16 protein-coding genes are annotated in these 18,062 nt (G+C 65.0%); 8 read left to right on the top strand and 8 right to left on the bottom strand.

Going from position 1 to position 18,062, the window contains the following annotated elements:
* The first annotated feature begins 114 nt into the window (after positions 1–114).
* The 5 genes from QA639_RS19630 to gmk all read left to right on the top strand — a co-directional run bounded on the left by QA639_RS19630 (position 115) and on the right by gmk (position 4,851).
* Positions 115–354: an acyl carrier protein gene (locus QA639_RS19630; protein WP_002716125.1), complete on the top strand. Its 240-nt coding sequence runs from the start codon at positions 115–117 to the stop codon at positions 352–354.
* 96 nt (positions 355–450) lie between these two features.
* Positions 451–1,716, top strand: coding sequence for a beta-ketoacyl-ACP synthase II (gene fabF / locus QA639_RS19635; protein WP_028335165.1), 1,266 nt, complete (start codon positions 451–453; stop codon positions 1,714–1,716).
* A gap of 127 nt (positions 1,717–1,843) precedes the next feature.
* Positions 1,844–3,094, top strand: a complete 1,251-nt coding sequence (gene mltG, locus QA639_RS19640) for an endolytic transglycosylase MltG (RefSeq protein ID WP_157346436.1) — start codon at positions 1,844–1,846, stop codon at positions 3,092–3,094.
* 212 nt (positions 3,095–3,306) lie between these two features.
* Positions 3,307–4,194 (top strand): YicC/YloC family endoribonuclease, encoded by an 888-nt coding sequence (locus QA639_RS19645; protein ID WP_028335166.1) that lies wholly within the window; start codon positions 3,307–3,309, stop codon positions 4,192–4,194.
* Between the two features lie 3 nt (positions 4,195–4,197).
* Complete coding sequence (gene gmk, locus QA639_RS19650) at positions 4,198–4,851, top strand: guanylate kinase (RefSeq protein WP_028335167.1); 654 nt, start codon at positions 4,198–4,200, stop codon at positions 4,849–4,851.
* A 59-nt stretch (positions 4,852–4,910) separates the two neighbouring features.
* On the opposite strand, the gene QA639_RS19655 is transcribed toward gmk, so the two are convergent.
* The 8 genes from QA639_RS19655 to lptF form a co-directional block, all read right to left on the bottom strand.
* Complete coding sequence (locus QA639_RS19655; protein WP_157346438.1) at positions 4,911–5,978, bottom strand: hypothetical protein; 1,068 nt, start codon at positions 5,976–5,978, stop codon at positions 4,911–4,913.
* A 291-nt stretch (positions 5,979–6,269) separates the two neighbouring features.
* Positions 6,270–7,328 (bottom strand): alcohol dehydrogenase, encoded by a 1,059-nt coding sequence (locus tag QA639_RS19660; RefSeq protein ID WP_050386640.1) that lies wholly within the window; start codon positions 7,326–7,328, stop codon positions 6,270–6,272.
* A 19-nt stretch (positions 7,329–7,347) separates the two neighbouring features.
* The gene (gene rsmA, locus QA639_RS19665) at positions 7,348–8,202 is read right to left on the bottom strand and encodes a 16S rRNA (adenine(1518)-N(6)/adenine(1519)-N(6))-dimethyltransferase RsmA (protein WP_050386639.1); all 855 of its coding nucleotides are present in this window, start codon (positions 8,200–8,202) and stop codon (positions 7,348–7,350) included.
* Positions 8,203–9,204, bottom strand: coding sequence for a 4-hydroxythreonine-4-phosphate dehydrogenase PdxA (gene pdxA / locus QA639_RS19670; RefSeq protein WP_157346443.1), 1,002 nt, complete (start codon positions 9,202–9,204; stop codon positions 8,203–8,205).
* A 17-nt stretch (positions 9,205–9,221) separates the two neighbouring features.
* Complete coding sequence (locus QA639_RS19675) at positions 9,222–10,169, bottom strand: SurA N-terminal domain-containing protein (protein ID WP_157346445.1); 948 nt, start codon at positions 10,167–10,169, stop codon at positions 9,222–9,224.
* 86 nt (positions 10,170–10,255) lie between these two features.
* The gene (locus QA639_RS19680; RefSeq protein WP_157346447.1) at positions 10,256–12,679 is read right to left on the bottom strand and encodes an LPS-assembly protein LptD; all 2,424 of its coding nucleotides are present in this window, start codon (positions 12,677–12,679) and stop codon (positions 10,256–10,258) included.
* Positions 12,680–12,756: 77 nt separating this feature from the next.
* Positions 12,757–13,854: an LPS export ABC transporter permease LptG gene (gene lptG, locus QA639_RS19685; protein ID WP_028335173.1), complete on the bottom strand. Its 1,098-nt coding sequence runs from the start codon at positions 13,852–13,854 to the stop codon at positions 12,757–12,759.
* Positions 13,851–15,017 (bottom strand): LPS export ABC transporter permease LptF, encoded by a 1,167-nt coding sequence (gene lptF / locus QA639_RS19690; RefSeq protein WP_028335174.1) that lies wholly within the window; start codon positions 15,015–15,017, stop codon positions 13,851–13,853. Before lptF ends, lptG begins: the two co-directional genes overlap by 4 nt.
* 370 nt (positions 15,018–15,387) lie before the next feature.
* Between lptF and QA639_RS19695 the strand changes: the two genes are divergently transcribed.
* From QA639_RS19695 to QA639_RS19705, 3 genes are all read left to right on the top strand, one after another.
* A complete protein-coding gene (locus QA639_RS19695; protein WP_283090488.1) occupies positions 15,388–16,890 on the top strand; it encodes a leucyl aminopeptidase in 1,503 nt (500 codons plus the stop codon).
* A gap of 15 nt (positions 16,891–16,905) precedes the next feature.
* Positions 16,906–17,358 (top strand): DNA polymerase III subunit chi, encoded by a 453-nt coding sequence (locus QA639_RS19700; RefSeq protein ID WP_157346451.1) that lies wholly within the window; start codon positions 16,906–16,908, stop codon positions 17,356–17,358.
* 101 nt (positions 17,359–17,459) lie between these two features.
* On the top strand, positions 17,460–18,014 hold the full coding sequence (locus QA639_RS19705) for a hypothetical protein (RefSeq protein WP_157346453.1): 555 nt from the start codon (positions 17,460–17,462) through the stop codon (positions 18,012–18,014).
* Positions 18,015–18,062: the final 48 nt, after the last annotated feature.

An 18,062-nucleotide genomic window follows, 5' to 3' on the forward strand; every position in this document is an offset into this window, starting at 1 on the left:
TTTAGTCGGCTACGACCGGGCCGAATCAAGACTATGCGCGACTGAGTAATCGAGACGACCACGATGGCTCGTATCGTCTTGGGGTCGGGTCCAATGGAACAACGAGGTTGAACGATGAGTGAGATTGGCGAGCGGGTTAAGAAGATTGTGGTCGAGCACCTTGGTGTCGAACCCGAGAAGGTGGTCGATAGCGCGAGCTTCATCGATGACCTCGGCGCCGACAGCCTCGACACCGTCGAGCTCGTGATGGCATTCGAAGAAGAATTCGGTTGCGAGATTCCCGACGACGCGGCGGAGACGATTCTGACCGTTGGCGACGCGACCAAGTTTCTTGAGAAGAACGCGAAGAGCTGACGCCGATCGCGAAGTTGACGGGGCCGGACGGACCGTGATCGAGCGGTCCCCCGGCTTCTTATTATCAGCCGCGCATTGCTGGCCGGAGACGTGGAAATGAGACGAGTTGTCGTCACGGGGCTGGGCATGCTTACACCGCTCGGCTGCGGCGTTGACGCAACTTGGGCGCGCATCCTCGCCGGAGACAGCGGCGGCAAGAAGATCGACACGTTCGACGTGTCCGACCTGCCGAGCCAGGTCGCCTGCTACATTCCGCGCGGCGACGGCACTGGCGGCACCTTCAATCCCGATCAGTGGATGGAGCCGAAAGACCAGCGCAAGGTCGACGACTTCATCGTCTATGCGATGTGCGCGGCCAAGCAGGCGCTGGACGATGCCGACTGGCATCCGAAGTCGGATGAGGACCAGTTCGCCACCGGCACGATGATCGGCTCCGGCATCGGCGGCCTCACCGGCATTGCCGAGACTGCGGTGCTGCTGAAGGAGCGCGGACCGCGCAGGGTCTCTCCGTTCTTCATTCCGGGCCGCCTGATCAATCTGGCCTCCGGCTACGTCTCGATCGAGCACGGCCTGAAGGGACCCAATCATGCGGTGGTCACGGCGTGCTCGACCGGCGCGCATGCGGTCGGCGACGCAGCGCGGCTGATCGCGCTCGGCGACGCCGAGGTGATGGTCGCGGGCGGCGCCGAATCGCCGATCTCCCGCATCGGCATCGCCGGCTTCTGCGCGGCGCGTGCGCTGTCCACCGGCTTCAACGAGACCCCGGAAAAGGCATCGCGGCCGTACGACAAGGATCGCGACGGCTTCGTGATGGGCGAGGGCGCCGGCGTCCTCGTGCTTGAGGAATACGAGCACGCGAAGCGCCGCGGCGCGAAGATCTATGCCGAGGTCACCGGCTATGGCCTGTCGGGCGATGCCTTCCACATCACCTCGCCGCCGCCGGACGGCAATGGCGGCTTCCGCAGCATGAGCATGGCGCTGAAGCGCGCCGGCCTCGCGGCATCCGACCTCGACTACATCAATGCGCACGGTACCTCGACGCAGGTCGGCGACGAGATCGAGCTCGGCGCGGTCGAGCGTCTGCTCGGCAATGCGGCCTCGAAGGTTTCGATGTCGTCGACCAAGTCCGCGACCGGACATCTGCTCGGTGCGGCCGGCGCGATCGAGGCGATCTTCGCGATCCTGGCGATTCGCGATAACGTGGTGCCGCCGACCATCAATCTCGACAATCCGTCGGTGCAAACGGCGATCGATCTTGTGCCGCATACGTCGCGCAAGCGTGACGTCAATGTGGCGCTGTCCAATTCCTTCGGTTTCGGCGGCACAAACGCTTCCGTGATCGTGCAGCGCGTGACCAATTAGTAGGTCTTTAGAACTAGTCCACCGTTTTGCCGTATTCCGCGGTGACTCCTAATAGCGGGCGTATGCTATTGGCAGGGCAGGGGTTTGTCCGGCCACGATTCAACCGGCAGGATATTGGTTTGCATCGATGAGTGAGAGGCCGCCCATTTCACCGAGGAGTCCACGCGCCGCGCTGGAGCCCGAACAGCTTCCGCCGCCGCCCAAGCGCTCGGATCGCGCCCGCAATCCCTTCGTGATCGTCGGCAATGCCATCTTCACCATCCTGATCATCCTGATGATCGGCGCTGGAGCGACGTACTACTACGGCAAGCAGGCACTGGAATCGCCGGGACCGCTGCAGGAAGACAAGATCGTCAACATCCCGGCGCGCGCCGGCAAGCGTGACATCGCCGACGTGCTCTCGCGTGAGGGCGTGATCAACGTCAATCCGTGGGTCTTCATCGGCGGCGTGTTCGCGCTGAAGGCAAGCTCCGATCTCAAGCCCGGCGAATATTCGTTCCAGAAGAATGCCAGCCTGCGCGACGTCATCGCCACCATCGTCGACGGCAAGGTGGTGCAGCACGCCATCACGATACCGGAAGGCCTGACGTCCGAGCAGATCGTGACCCGGCTCTCCGACAACGACATCTTCACCGGCTCGGTGCGCGAGATCCCGCGCGAGGGCACGCTGCTGCCGGAGACCTACAAATTCCCGCGCGGCACCACGCGCGACCAGGTGATCCAGCGCCTGCAGCAGGCGCAGAAGCGCGTGCTCGCCGAAATCTGGGAACGCCGCAACACCGACACGCCGCTGAAATCGCCGGACCAACTGGTGACGCTGGCCTCGATCGTCGAGAAGGAAACCGGCCGCGCCGACGAGCGCAGCCGCGTCGCCGCCGTGTTCGTCAACCGCCTGCGCCAGCGGATGAAGCTGCAGTCCGATCCGACCATCATCTACGGACTGGTGGGCGGCAAGGGAACGCTGGGCCGTCCGATCAAGCGCAGCGAGATCACGCAGCCGTCGCCCTACAACACCTATGTGATCGACGGCCTGCCGCCCGGACCGATCGCCAATCCGGGCCGCGCCTCGCTGGAGGCGACCGCCAACCCGGCGCGCACCCGCGACCTGTTCTTCGTCGCTGATGGAACCGGCGGCCACGCCTTCACCGAAACCTACGACCAGCACGCGAAGAACGTCGCCAAGCTGCGCGCCTCGGAAAAGCAGATCCAGAACGACACCGTCGAGCCCGCGGATGATCCGGCGCCTGCCGCGACGGCGCCCGGCGCCGACACTAATCCCACGGCGACGACGCCGAAGCCCACCAATCAAAAGAAGCCGCCGCGCGGTCGGCAGGGCGCAGCCCAGCAGACCAATTCGCCGCCGGTGGTGCAGCGCTAAAGCGCGATCGTCATCGCGCTTTAGCTTCTTGTTTGAGCACGATCTTTCGGAAAACCGCCACACACTTTTCCGGATCATGCTGTAGCTCTGCGTTTCCGGCGGTGGAACGTAATTCCACTTTCACGGAATCCGTTTTAAGGTCGCACCGGCTCCCCACGAGTCTCGCAGGCTCCGGGTGAGTCCCATATCCTTCTGTTGGAGAATTTCACGCGATGGCGCTGTCGAGCATGACTGGCTTTGCCCGAAGCCATGGCGCAAGCGGTCCCTATACGTTCGAGTGGGAGCTGAAATCGGTCAATGCCAAGGGCTTTGACCTGCGTTTGCGGCTGCCGCCGGGCTGGGACGAACTGGAAGCGCTTGCCAAGAAGCGGGCCGGCGAGCTGCTGTCGCGCGGCACGGTCTACGCCAATCTCATCGTCAAGCGCACCGACGCGGCGCAGACGATCCGCATCAATGAGGACGTGCTCGCCGCCGTGGTGAAGGTCGCCGGCACGCTCGCGCAGCGGATCGACGCGGTGGCACCGAGCATCGACGGACTGCTCGGCATCAAGGGCGTCATCGAGGTGGTCGAGCCCGAGAGCAACGAGGACGAGGACAAGGCGGCGCGCGAGGCGGCGGCGATGGCCTTCGAGCAGGCGCTCGGCAGCCTTGTCGAGATGCGCCGCCGCGAGGGCGATGCGCTGGGGCAGATCCTGATGCAGCGGATGGACGAGATCGAGCGGCTTGCCAAGCGTGCCGAGACCGCTCCCGGCCGCAAGCCCGAGGCGATCAAGGCGCGGCTTGCCGAGCAGATCGCGGCCCTGCTCGAGACGTCCGACCGCTTCGATGCCGACCGCCTCAATCAGGAGGCGATCCTGATCGCCACCAAGGCCGACATCCGCGAGGAGCTCGACCGCATCGCCTCGCACATCGCCCAGGCGCGCGAGATAATCGGCAAGGGCGGTCCGGTCGGGCGCCGGCTTGACTTCCTCGCCCAGGAATTCAATCGCGAGGTGAACACCTGCTGCTCGAAGTCGAACGACGTCGAGCTGACCAACACCGGGCTTGAAATGAAGAACGTGGTTGAGCAGTTCCGCGAACAGGTCCAGAATCTGGAGTGAATGATGACGGCGCAGGGTTTTGACGGCGTAGAGCGGCGCGGACTGATGTTCGTCCTGTCGTCGCCGTCGGGCGCCGGCAAGACCACGCTGTCGCGCATGCTGCTGGAGCGCGAGCCGGGCCTGAAGATGTCGGTGTCGGCGACCACGCGGCCGATGCGGCCGGGCGAGGTCGCGGGCCGCGACTACTTCTTCGTCGACAAGAAGAAGTTCGAGAAGATGGTCGAGCACGGTGAACTACTCGAATGGGCCACCGTATTCGACAACCGCTACGGCACGCCGCGCGCGCCGGTCGAGGCCGCGCTAGCGGTGGGGCAGGATGTTCTGTTCGATATCGACTGGCAGGGCACGCAACAGCTCCACCAGAAAGCCAGCGCCGATGTGGTGCGGGTGTTCATCCTGCCGCCGTCGGCCGCCGATCTCGAGAGGCGGCTGCATACCCGGGCGCAGGATTCGGAAGAGGTCATCCGCGGACGGATGAGCCGCGCCAGTCATGAGCTGAGCCATTGGGCGGAATACGACTACATCGTCGTCAACCAGAACGTCGACGATGCCTTTGCCGAGGTGCAGTCGATCCTGAAGGCCGAGCGCCTCAAGCGCGAGCGCCGCACCGGCCTCACCGAATTCGTGCGCGGCCTGCAGCGTCAGCTCGAGAAGTAGCGCGTTGCGGACGTGATGCGACCGCATCACGTCCGTTAGCATTTTTTCCTAAGCGGATCTTAATTCGTCGCGCTGCGCGCAAGCCGCTGCAGCATTGCGGCGATCTGCTTGTTGTCTTGCTCCCTTTGATCCCGATCACGCGTAGTCTCGCGACGTGGTGCTGGCTTCTCGGCGCGGCGTGGAGCGGGCGTCTCCGCACGGCGCGGAACGGGTGTCTCGGCGCGGCGCGGCGCAGCCTCGGACAGCCGCAGCGGACGGTCCCGGCTGACAACTGCCATCGGGGGCGCCGGCTCGGTGTGCAGCGAATCCCATGGCGCCTGCCACTCATCCTTGGTCTCGTAAGGCGGCGTACGCGTGCGGGTCAGCCGGAACACCAGCGTGCTGACCAGGCCGGCCAGCGCCAGGGCTCCAACCATCACGATCAGCAGCATCTGTGTCGACGACGGTGACTTCTCCACGGATGCCTCGGCCGAGGCGGGCGCGGCAGGCACCGGCGCGGCCGCTTGTTGCGGTGTCGCATCTGCCTGCGCGGCCACGGTCGGCTGATCCGCGGCGCGCCGGGTTCCGTTGGTTCCGGCCATGCTCGATGCATCCAGCCATCGGGCGTTCACGTCGGACGACTGCGCGTTGGTACCGGCGGGCGTGGCTGCCGGGTCGGGCGTCGCTGCCGTCCCGCCGGCCTGGCCAGCGTCGGCGCTTGGCGCAGGTACGGCTGCGACCTGCGGCGAGGCCCACTCGGCATGTGCATCAGCGACTGATTTGCGCATCGCCGGCTGCTGCGGCGCGGGCTGGCTCTGCGGCGTCGGCTGGCTCTGTGGCGGCGTCGCGTCGGCCGTTGTGGTATCGGGCGCGGCTGCCGCTGGCGGTTGCTGCGTGCTCGTGGTCGCCGTCTTGGCCGCCTTGTTCTTGGCCTCGCCGAGATACCAGCACTTCTTCTTGCTGCGATCGAGATGGTAGAACCAGTGGCTTCCCGCAGGCGCGGTTCCCTTGGGCGCGGACAGACAGGTGTCCGCGGTGTTGGTGCTATTGGCCGTATTGGCGGCGGTCTGGGCCATGGCGCTGCAACTGGCGCCCGCCAGGATGCTGGCGGCAAGCGCCGCAGCGAATTTCGCTGAACGATTTGACATACGCGTCCCCGGTATCTCTTTTTTTACGCAAACGCTGGAGATCTTAATCTCGGCAAAGAGTTGGGTCGCAATGCGCCGCAATTCCGGAACGGGTAGGGCTTAATTGGGGCTCGCGGCGTGCCGCAATTGCGGCGGGCCGAAGGCTGCGGAACATGAACCGAACGATGGCTTCGTTCGACTGTCAGGTTCCATCGGAGCGGCCGCATCCCGCCGGCGGTAGCAGCACCGGCGGGACGTCATGTCTCAGCATGATCTTTCGGAAAACCGCGTCACACTTTTCCGGATCAAGCTCTAGTTCTTCAGGACGATGCGTCCGACGACCTTGCCGGCGCGCAGCTCGTCGATCCATTTCTGGACGTCGGCCATCGGCTCTTCCTTCATCGGCGTCGGCTTGATCTTGCCGGCGCGGGCGAGCGCCATCAATTCCTGACCTTCGGCCAGCGTGCCGACCATGAAGCCTTCGATGGTCATGCGCTTGTACACCCACTGCACCATCGGCAGCGTGAACTGGCCGCCCATCAGGCCGGACACCACGATCTTGCCGCCGCGCGCGACCGTCGACACCGCAAACGCCATCGACTTCTCGTTGCCGGCAAAGTCGACGACGCCGTCGAAGCCGCCGTCGCTCTCCTTCAGCATGCGCTTGACGACATCGGGCTCTGCCGGGTCATAGGCGGCCGCCGCACCGTTCTTCAGCGCGGTCTCGCGCGCCGCGGGGCTGAGATCGGCAACCGTGATCGGCTGCTTGAACATCGCCTGCGCGAATGACAGGCCCATCATTCCGACGCCGCCGAGGCCGATCAGCAGCAGATTGCGCTGGCGCGGACGATCGACCAGGCGCTTCAGCGCGCCATAGGCGGTGACGCCGGAGCACATCAGGGTGGCGGCCTGGTTGACCGGCAGTGGATCGTAGTCGAGCAGGTATTTCGCGTCGGGCACCAGCACGTGGGTGGCGAAGCCGCCGTCGATCGAGACGCCGAGGAAGCGCTGCTTGACGCACAGGTTCTCGTCGCCGGCGAGGCAGTCGCGGCACTGGCCGCAGCCGATCCAGGGGAAAACGGCCTTCTTCGTCCCGATCAGGTCCTTCGGCGCATCGGGGCCGACCTCGTCGACCACGCCCGCGATCTCATGGCCGAGCGTGAAGGGCAGGGTCATGCCGCGGGTGGTGTCGAGCTTCTTGCCGCCGCCGAGATCGGCATAGCCGTCCTGGATATGGAGATCGGAATGGCACAGGCCGCAGCGCTCGATGCGCACCAGCACTTCGCGTCCCTGGGGCTGCGGCGTGTCGACAATGGTTTCGCACAGCGGTGCATCGAATTTGACGAGGGATTGGCGAACCATACGCGCCATTACGTTTTCTCCTGTTGTTCTATTTTGTGGCCCGTATATCGGCCAATTCCCGGGCCATGGCAACAAAGCCCGCGACCGGAATGGTTTCGGCGCGCTGTGTCGCGTCGATACCGGCCGCGGCAGCAAGCCGCGCCGGATCGGCCGACAGCGATTTCAGGCTTTGGCGCAGCATCTTGCGGCGCTGGCCGAAGGCGGCGGCCGCGACCTGCTCGAGCATGCGGCGGTCGCACGGCTCGGGCGCGGCGCGCGGTATCAATCGTACCACCGAGGACGTGACCTTCGGTTGCGGCACGAAGGCCGCGGGCGAGATGTCGAACAGGATCTTGGTCTCGGCGCGCCAGTTGGCGAGCACCGCGAGCCGGCCATACGCCTCCTCGTCCTCATGGGCGACGATGCGCTCGGCGACCTCGCGCTGGAACATCAGGACCATCATGTCATACCAGGGCGGCCACGGCTCGATCGACAGCCAGTCGACCAGCAGCTGGGTCGCGATGTTGTAGGGCAGGTTGGCGACGATCTTGGCCTTGGCGCCATCGAGCAAGGGACGCGGGTCAAAGCGCTGCGCGTCGCCATGCACGATCTCGATGCGGCCGGGATAGCGCTTGGCGATATAGTCGAGCGCGGCCAGCGCCCGCTCGTCGCGCTCGATGGCGATCACGCGCTTGGCGCCCAGCGCAAGCAGCGCGCGCGTCAAGCCGCCGGGACCGGGCCCGACCTCGATCACAGTGGAGTCTTCCAGCGGGCCCGCGGCGCGGGCAATGCGCGCGGTGAGGTTGAGATCGAGCAGAAAATTCTGGCCGAGCGATTTGCGCGCCGACAGCGAATGCTCGCGAATGACGTCGCGCAGCGGCGGCAGATCGTCGATCGCGCTCACTTAGCTTGATGCCGCGGCCATGCGCGCGGCGAGCCGGAGGGCCGCGATCAGGCTCGATGGATTGGCCTTGCCGGTGCCGGCGATATCGAATGCGGTGCCGTGATCGGGCGACGTCCGGATGAAGGGCAGCCCCAGCGTGACGTTGACGGCGTCCTCGAACGCCACGGTCTTGATCGGGATCAGCGCCTGATCGTGATACATGCAGATCGCGCAGTCATAGGTCTTGCGCGCGGCTGCGTGGAACATGGTGTCGGCCGGCAGTGGGCCCCGGACGGCAATGCCGTCGCGGCGCAGGATCTCGACCGCGGGCGCGACGATCTCGACGTCTTCCATGCCGAGCGTGCCGTCTTCGCCGGCATGCGGATTGAGGCCGGCAATGGCGAGCCGCGGCGCTGCGAGGGCGAACCGCGCCTTCATGTCCGCGACCACGATCCGCGCGGTCGACACGATCAGGTCGGTGGTCAATTGCGCCAGCGCCTCGCGGACCGACACATGGATCGTCACCGGGACGACGGCGAGGGCCGGCGACCACAGCATCATCACCGGCTGCGGCGCGTGCCCGCCGCTTGCGGCAAGCTCGGCCAAGAACTCTGTGTGGCCGGGATGCCGGAAGCCGGCGCGGTACAGCACGTTCTTGGCGATCGGATTGGTGACGACGGCGCTGGCCTTGCCGGCGGCGACATCGGCGACGGCCTGCCGGATCGATGCCAGCGCCGCATCGGCACTCGTGCCGTCGGGCTGGCCCGGTCGCGCCGTCGCCGCCTTGCCGGTCGCAACCACGGGGAGGGCGCGTGCGAACGCCGCGGATGCCTCCGCGGCGCTGACCTCGGCCAACTCGACGGCAAGCCCAAGCGTCTTGGCGCGTTCGGCAAGCGCGGCGCGGTCGCCGAGCAGATAGAACGGCGGGAGATCGAGTTCGCGGCGGCGCAGCCATGCGGCGAGCGTGATGTCGGGACCGATGCCTGCGGGCTCGCCGGATGTCAGTGCGAGAGGTTGAGCCATGCGTCAACGATAGTCGATCATCGCCCGCCTGGATATTCGATCATCGCGGCTTTTCGGACTTCCTGCAGGTAGGCCTTCGACTTCGCCTCGTACTTCTGCACGTACATCTTGTCGCGCATCTCACGCTTCTTCGGTGTGTCGACGGTGGTTGCCTTCCTGCCGCAGAGGGCGACCATTTCGACGCCCTGCTTGGTGACCTCGGGAGGGGTGAGGTGGCCGACCGGGGTCTTGTCCAGGATGTCGCGCAGCGACTGCGGCAGATCGGCCGAGGTCTTCACGACGATCTCGCGGATCGCGGCGTTGCGCATCGACTTGAAGAAGGTGTTGGCTTCCTCGCAACTGGTGACGCGCTCGCGCAGGCTGTCCGCTTCCTTGCGGCGCCCCTCAAACTCCGACTGCGGCGCGCCGCGGGGCACGATCAGAACGACCGGCTGCATCCTGTATTCGAATGCCTCGGCCTCAGCCGCCCCTCCGGTCTCCTTGACCGCGTTGGCCACGTCCTTTTCGCCAACCTGCAGGCTTTCCTTGAAGCGGCCGCGGACCAGGCTGGTCCAGACCATGTCGGCCCTGATGCGTTGCTTCAGCGTGTCCGGGCGGATGCCCTTGCCCTCGAGCACCTTGGTGAGCTGGTCGCCGGAAAGCCGCATCCGCTGCGCCATGCCGCCGAAGGACTGGTCGATATCGCCGGCGGAGGGGTCGACGCCGAATTTCTTGGCTTCCTTGATCTTCAGCTTCTCATCGATCAGCTCGTCGAGGACGGTCTTCCGATCAGGCGTCTTGCCGCCGGTCAGGGCGTTCAGCTTGGCGCGCTGCTCGATGTCGTAATTGGTGATGGGCTCGCCATTGACCATCACGGCGATGGCCTGGGCATGCAGTCGCGCACCGCCTCCGAGCAGGAGGAAAAGAGCCAGCAGGGAACTCAACACTAGCTGATAGCGGCGCGTTGGCAGGCTAGCGGTCGTCATTATCGTCATGTCAGCCGTTTAAACCAATTCAAGCCAGAGCCCCAGGCCCGCAGGCAATCCAAGCCCCCCGCCAGACCGCTCGCTCGCTACTGCATGCCAGCCGAACTGCTGGACGTGGAGGTCTGCGCGATCGTCCGCAGCCCGATCTGGAACATGAACGCGTGGCTGAGGACGGGCGGCGTCGAGCCAGCCTGATAGGTATAGGACGTGACATAGTTGGCGGCCAGCACGAAGCAGTCGTCCACATAGCCCGCGCCGAACGCGTACTGGTTGATTTTGTTCGCTTCAAGGTCCCAGCGCGCCGCGCCCTGAACCACCCAGTTCGCGGCCACCTTGACCGATCCGCTGGCGAGGATGCCTTCGCGGCGCGTCAAATAGCCAAGCTCCGGCTGCGCGGCATAGTCGCCGTACATCAGGCTGACCGACCAGCGGTCGAAGTTCGCGCTGGCCTGGGCCTCGAACCGGTTGATGTTCCAGGTCGCCTCGTCCATCCGCGAGCGGACGCTGAACGTGTAGGTGCGGTTGGGCGAGTAGGCGAGGCTCGCGACATAGTCCGAGCGCGGATTCTGCAGGCCGGAGTCGAGGCCCGTGTTGGTGACGTCCGCGACCGCGAACGAGTTCAACCCGAACATCTGGTAGGACTGTCCGAACATCGCCTTGACGCTGCCGCCGCGATCGAACTGCGTGGTGGCCTGCACGCCGACATTGGCGCGGCTGCCGCCCTCGACGCGGTCGTAGCCGGAGAATTTGTCGACCGCGAACAGGTTCGAGGTATCGAACACCAGGCTCTGCGCATCCTCGTTCGGAAGCCTGCCGGCGTCGGGCTCGTTGGGCCGGATGATGACCTGCGCGATCGGCTCGACGGTCGTCGTGCCCCACGGCTGCACGTTGATGAAGGGGTAGCGGTATTCGAAGCCGACGGTCGGCATCAGGCGAACCGTCTGGGTGTCGCCGACCGGCAGGAAGTTGGAAACGCCCGGCTGGTTCGAGATGTCGGCGTTGATGGCATCGGCGCGGACGCCGACGAACGGCGTCCAGATCTGGCCGAGCGGGTCGGTATAGGATTTGCGCCACTGCGCCTCGGCTGTCAGCCTCGTGTAGGTGCCGGGCATGCCGCGCAGCAGGCACTGCGACGGCGTCCGCGCCATCGGATCAGCGGACGTGGTCGTGCACAACGGGTTAAGGGGGTCGGCGGCCTGTGCCGTGATCGGGTCGAACACCGCGGTTTCGCGGGTCAGGTTGGTGAAGTTCACCTTGTAGCTGAACTCGCCACCGAAGATCGGGCTGTTGATCACGTTGTTGTAGTCGATAACAGGCGCGACCACCGGAACCTGGTTCTGGTTGCCGGAGTAGCTGAGATAATAGATCGCGCGCGCGTCGAAGAAGCTGCGGTTGCCGACGCCGGTCAGATAGAGCTGCGAGATCGCCTCGGTCGGCAGCGACAGGAACGATCCGAACGGGTCCTTGTACTGGGCCAGCCGGTAATCGGACATGAAGTAGTAGTCGGACAGCAGCACGCCGTCCCAGCCCCAGGTCCATTTGTCGTTCAGCGCGAACTGACCCTTGGTCTCGACGCCGCCGCGGAACTGGCGGTCGCCGGGCTGGCCGGCGAAGGCGCCTTGATCAAGCTGGTCGATGCCGTAGAGCCGGATCTGATAGGCGCCGTTCGACAGGCGCTGCCGGAATTCGCCCTGGAACAGCACGCCCTGCTTCGAGGTGATGCGCGGATTGAACGTCGCGTCGAAGTCCGGCGCGAGCGCGAAGTAATAGGGGATTTCGACGCCGACGCCGAACGCCGAATACGTGGTGAAGCCCGGCATCAGGAAGCCGCTCTTGCGCTTCACGGTCGGATCGGGCGTCGAGAAGTAGGGCAGATACGCCATCGGAACGCCGAAGAACTCGAGCTGGGCGTTCTCGAAATAGAGCATCTTCTCGGTCTGGTTATGGATGATGCGCGCGCCCTTGACCTGCCAGAGCGGCGGCTTCTTCGGATCATCCTTACAGGGCGCACAGGCGGTATAAACGCCGTTGTCGAACACCGTGTAATTGCCGCTGGACCGATCGGCGCGGGTCGCCGCCATGCGCGTCTGGTCTTCAGTGTCGACGCGCAGCGAATCGACGAAGCCGTCGCGGTAGTCGTCGCTGAGATCAACGATGTTGGCGTAGGTGATCTTGCCTTCCGCATCGGTCATGCGGATGTTGCCTTCGGCATGAAGACGCTTGGTCTTCTGGTCGTAGATGACCTTGTCGGCCTCGACGCTGGTGCCGTTGTAGAACATCTGGACGTTGCCAACGGCCGAGATGCGCTGGTTGTTGTAGTCGTAATCGACCTCGGTCGCCTGAACCAGCATCTGCCCGTCATTCTTGGCCGGCGGGCGGGGCGGCTTCGGCGGGCGCGGATTATAGGTGAAGGCCTGCGCGGCAGCCGGCGTCGACGCGACAACGTCGAGCGCGCTGACCACGACGAACGCGGCGAGGAGAGCTGAGATCGAAACGCCAAACGCGGCCATGCGGCTCCGTTGACGGCGCAGGACACTGCGCCGCCCGAGAGCAGGCGACCTCAACTGGCGGGCGGCGACGATAGCCACTACCCGTCCTCCTGGTACAGCAAGGCTAAGAAACCGGTGAGGCTGCCCACAACGACAGGCAACCACGCCGCAGCGATGGGATGCATCAACTCAGCCTTGCTCAAATCTTCAGTTACTTTCGACAGCACGTAGAGCAGAAAGCCTGCGCCCACGCCACTCAAAACCATCTTCTGCACGCCGCCCATCCGAAAGAAGCGGAGGCTCACAGAAGCCGCCAACATCACCATCGCAGCCAGCAAAAACGGCTGTGCGATGAGCTTGTGATACTGCAAGCGATAGCCAGCCGTCGCGAACCCTGAGCTCTCCGACGAACGGATGTAGTTCGGCAGTTGCCAAAAGGACACAGTTTCCGGGGTGGAGAAACTGTTGCGCACCTGTGCCGGTGTAAGGGTGGTGGTCAGGTAGAAGGTGTCCTGATCCACAGGAGGCTTGTCGAGGGTGAATCGGCGCACTCCCTTGAACACCCAACGGCCGTCTTCGAGCGCCGCTTCGCGCGCTTCGATTCGCTCCTTGAACTGGAGTGCCGTATCGAATCGGAACACGGTGAGGCCGGTCAGCCGCACGCCCTGCTGTTCGCTGCGGGCCGCATTGATGATCGCCTGACCCTCGTCGTTGATCTGGTTCAGCCAGAAGCCGGACGCGTCCTGTATGCCGCCGCCGGGCGCCGAGCCGAATAGCTCGGCCTCCATCCGTTTGGAGAGCTCACGCAGATTGGCCGATACCGGATTGTAGGCGGTGGTCGCGAAGATGCCGAGCATGATCGCACTGGCGAGCGCCGGCGAGATGAATTGCCAGGCCGAGACGCCGGCGGCGCGGGCGACGACGAGCTCCAGCCGCCGCGACAAGGCGAGGTAGCAGGTCATGGCGCCGATCAGCACGCAGAACGGCATCAGCTTCTCGAGCAGCTGCGGCACCCGGAACAGCGAAGTCTCCGCGACCGTGATCGCGGAGGCCGAGACGAGGCCCGACGTCTTGCGCACCATCTCGATGTAATCGACCAGCACGAGCAGCACGAAGATGCCCGCGAACACGCCCACCGCCGCGACCACGAAGCGGCCGGCGAAATAACGCCCGAGCGTGTTTGTGACCATGCTCATGCGGTTGCCGGCCTCCGGAAGAGGCGCGCAATGCGCTCGTTGTTCCTGTTGATCGCTTCCATCAGCCGCGGCGGCGGTTCGACGACCACGCCGCCGACGATCATCCAGATGCCGACGCCGATGCCGCCGAACAGCATCAGATATTGCACGAGCGCCGCGAGTGGCGTCTTCACCGCCATGACCGAGCAGGCGAACCCGACCATGCGCAGGCCGAACACCGCGAATACCGAGCCGCCGATCGAGAAATTGCGGCTCTGGCGCGTGGTGCGCGGCGCGCCGAGGAAGGCGAAGGTGAGGGCAGCGAACGCAAACGGATAGATCGGCGCCATGAAGCGATCATGCAGCTCCGCGAAGAACTGGCCCGACAGCTGCTGATAGGTCTTGTCTTCCTCGTCCGGCCACATCAACTCCCAAAGATAGCGCTCGCGAATCCCGAGCGTGACGTCGCGCCCCTGCGAGAATTTCGACATGTCAAAGGCGTAACGGGCGAACGCGACCAGCGCCGGATCGCGCTTGCCAACCTCGAACCGCTGCAGATTGCCGTCATAGAGCACGAGGTATGAACCTCGATCAGTCTTCTGCACGGTGCCGTGGTCGGCGATGATGGTGACGCGCTCCTGCGGATCGCGGCGATCGTCGACGAAGACGCCGCCGAGCACGCCGCCGGGCAGGCGCTCGCGGATCCGGATCGTCAAGTTCTGGTCGAGCTGGGCGAAGCGGCCGGGCTGCAGGATGTTGGTCAGCACGTCGGCGGTGATCTCGGCGTCCCACTGCTTGATTCGGCGCATGCCGTCGGGGGCGAGATAGGCGCCGATGAAGGCGACCAGCGCCGCCACCACGCAGGTGGCAAGGAAGAACGGCCGGAACAGCCGGATCGGCGAGAAGCCCGCCGCGTTCATGACGATGATTTCGGAATCGGTCGCGAGCTTGTTCAGCGTGTGGGAGATCGCGATCATCAGCGCGATCGGGGCGATGATCAGCACCAAGGCGGGAATCACGAGACCGGTGATGCCAAGGAAGGTGAGGATGGTCTGCCCCTGGCTGGTCATCAGGTCGATGCCGCGCAGCGCTTGCGTAATCCAGATCACGCCGGTGAGGCTGACCAGGACAAGCGCAAACGACGCCAGCGTCGTTTTAAAGATGTACTTGTCGATCGACCCCATCGCTACCGCACGACCCCCAAGGCCCCCTGCACGCAACCAAACGCGCGGCTTTCGACCATCCCCGTCAACCCGGGTTCCCCTATGGTCGAGCCGCGGATCCGTCCGGCTCACTCTCTAGCCACTCTCTCACTACCATCCCTTTGATCCGTCAACAAAATGGCCGGGCCAAGGCGCGCTTAATTTATGGTTAATTAATCGCTTTTGTGGCCTTCCGGCCACTCCGGCGCTTGGCAGCGGCGCAGCCGGCGGGTCATAGTGTATGACAAGCCCGGTCCGGGCCGGTTCCGGACCGCCATCGCAATGCTCACCCCGCGTGCCGGAAGGACCGCCTCAGGTCCGAGCAACACCCTGAGTTCTGGAGGATTTTCCTATGTCCGACGCCGTCAAGGTCGGCTTTGTCCCGTTCTCCGCGTCCGCTCGCGGTATTCTGGTGGTCTTTTGCGACGACCAATTGAAGCTGGGAGCCGCCGCCCGGAAGGCGCTGGGAGCCGCCGCCGAGACCGTCAAGCGGGCCGCAGCCGCCAACCAGTTCAAGGGCAAGAGTGGGGCGGTCCTCGACATCCTGGCGCCGGAGGGAATCAAGGTCGAGCGGCTGATCGTGATCGGCGCCGGCAAGGCGGCCGACCTCAAGGAGAAGGATTTTCTCAAGTTTGGCGGCGTGGCGGCCGGCAAGCTCAATGCCGGCAGCGGTTCGATGACCGTGGTCGCGGAACTGCCCGAAGCCGTGATGGCCGCCGGCCAGGCCGCCGCGATCGCCACCGGCATCCGTCTGCGCGCCTACAAGTTCGACCGCTACAAAACCAAGAAGAAGGACGGCGAGGACGGCGCCCTGCGGGCCGACGTCTCGATCGCCGTTGACGATGTTGCCGCCGCCAAGAAGGCCTATGCGCCTGAAGCGTCCGTCGTCGACGGTGTGAACGTGGCGCGTGAGCTCGTCAACGAGCCGCCGAACGTGCTGTATCCCGAGGAATTCGCACGCCGCGCCAGCCAGCTTCGCAAACTCGGCGTCAGCGTCGAGGTGCTCGACGTCAAGGCGATGACCAAGCTCGGCATGGGCGCGCTGCTTGGCGTCGCGCAGGGATCGGCGCGACCCGGCCGCACCGTGATCATGCGCTGGAACGGCGGCAAGAAGAGCGAGGCGCCGGTCGCGTTCGTCGGCAAGGGCGTCTGCTTCGACACCGGCGGTATCTCCATCAAGTCGGCCGGTGGTATGGAGGATATGAAGGGTGACATGGGCGGTGCGGCCTGCGTGGTCGGGCTTATGCACACGCTGGCGGCGCGCAAGGCTCGCGTCAATGCGGTCGGTGCCATCGGCCTTGTCGAGAACATGCCCGACGGCAATGCGCAGCGTCCGGGCGACATCGTCACCTCGATGTCCGGCCAGACCATCGAAATCATCAACACCGACGCCGAGGGACGCCTCGTGCTCGCCGACGTGCTCTGGTACGTCGCCAAGAAGTTCAAGCCGAAATTCATGGTCGATCTGGCCACGCTGACCGGCGCGATCATGGTCGCGCTCGGCACCGATCACGCCGGCATGTTCTCCAACAACGACGAGCTCGCCGAGCGCCTGGCCAAGGTCGGCCTCGAGACCGGCGAGAAGGTGTGGCGCATGCCGCTCGGTCCCGAATACGACAAGCAGATCGATTCGCAATTCGCCGACATGAAGAACACCGGCGGGCGCAACGGCGGCTCGATCACGGCAGCGCAGTTCCTGCAGCGTTTCGTCGACGGCACGCCGTGGGCGCATCTCGACATCGCCGGCACCGCGATGGGCGCGCCGAAGACCGAGATCAATCAGAGCTGGGGTTCGGGTTATGGCGTCCGGCTGCTCGAGCGGCTGGTCTCCGACTATTATGAAGCCGGGAAATAGAGTGTCGGCCGGCGCATGACCGAGGTTCTGTTCTACCACCTGCAGAACATGACGCTGGAGAGCGTGCTGCCGCCGCTGCTCGAGAAGTCGCTTGAGCGCGGCTGGCGCGTGGTCGTGCAATCGACGTCGCAGGAGCGTGCCGAGACGCTCGACGCGCATCTGTGGACCTACAGCGACGATTCATTCCTGCCGCACGCGACCTCGCGCGTTGCCGACGCGCAGGACCAGCCGATCATCCTGTCGATCGAGGAAGGCAATCCGAATCGGGCCAATGTCCGCTTCCTGGTCGACAATGCGGCGCTGCCGGCCGACTGCGACAGCTACGAGCGGGTGGTCCTCGTGTTCAACGGTGAAGACCCCGACGCGGTTGCCTCGGCCAGGGAAAACTGGACTGCTTGCAAGGCGCGCGGCTTCGAGGTCACCTATTGGCAGACCGACGAGCGGGGACGCTGGCAGCGGCGCCAATAGCGATAGGTACTAATTAATGATAATTCGACGTTTCTTGGGGCGGGCCACGGTCATGCCGCAAAGTGATGTTCGGACAAGCCCTTAGGTAAGGGGTAGGAGCTTTGTCGATCGTGCGGGACGGAACATTCAGTCGGAAGTCGCTGCTGGCCTTGCTGGTGCTTGCACCGGGACTTGCCGGCTGTTCGGGCGCCGGATCCGATTTGTTTTCGCGCGATGCGGAATGGTTCTCGCGTCCCGGGCGGGTGTTCATCCGCAACATCTCGATCGAATCGCCGCCACTGACGCCGGACAAGCCGGTAACGAACGACGATCTCGTCAGTGCCGACGGCAGTTGTCCAGGCATGGCACCGCCGCCGGGTGCCACCGATGCCAACGCGCAGGCCGGCGGTGCACCGCCGCCGCAGCCAACGGGCGGCAGCGTTGCGCTCGGCCACACTGAATGCGATGTCGTGCGCGGTATCGGCGCTCCCGACAGCGTCAACCTGTCCAGTGCTCCGGGCGGCGGGCGCGTTGCGGTCGTGACCTGGTCGCGCGGCCCGCGCGCCGGCATCTACACGTTCTCCTCGGGGCGCCTGTCGTCCGTCGAGCGCGGTCCGGACGCTGTGCCGGAGCCGAAGCAGGCGAAGCCGAAGAAGAAAAAAACCTCGCACGGCTAGAGCGTTTTCGCCGCAGCGGCAGATCGATGCCTGCATGCGCGGGCATGA

It is taken from the genome of Bradyrhizobium pachyrhizi, from assembly GCF_029714545.1.
In the GTDB taxonomy this organism is placed as follows: domain Bacteria; phylum Pseudomonadota; class Alphaproteobacteria; order Rhizobiales; family Xanthobacteraceae; genus Bradyrhizobium; species Bradyrhizobium pachyrhizi.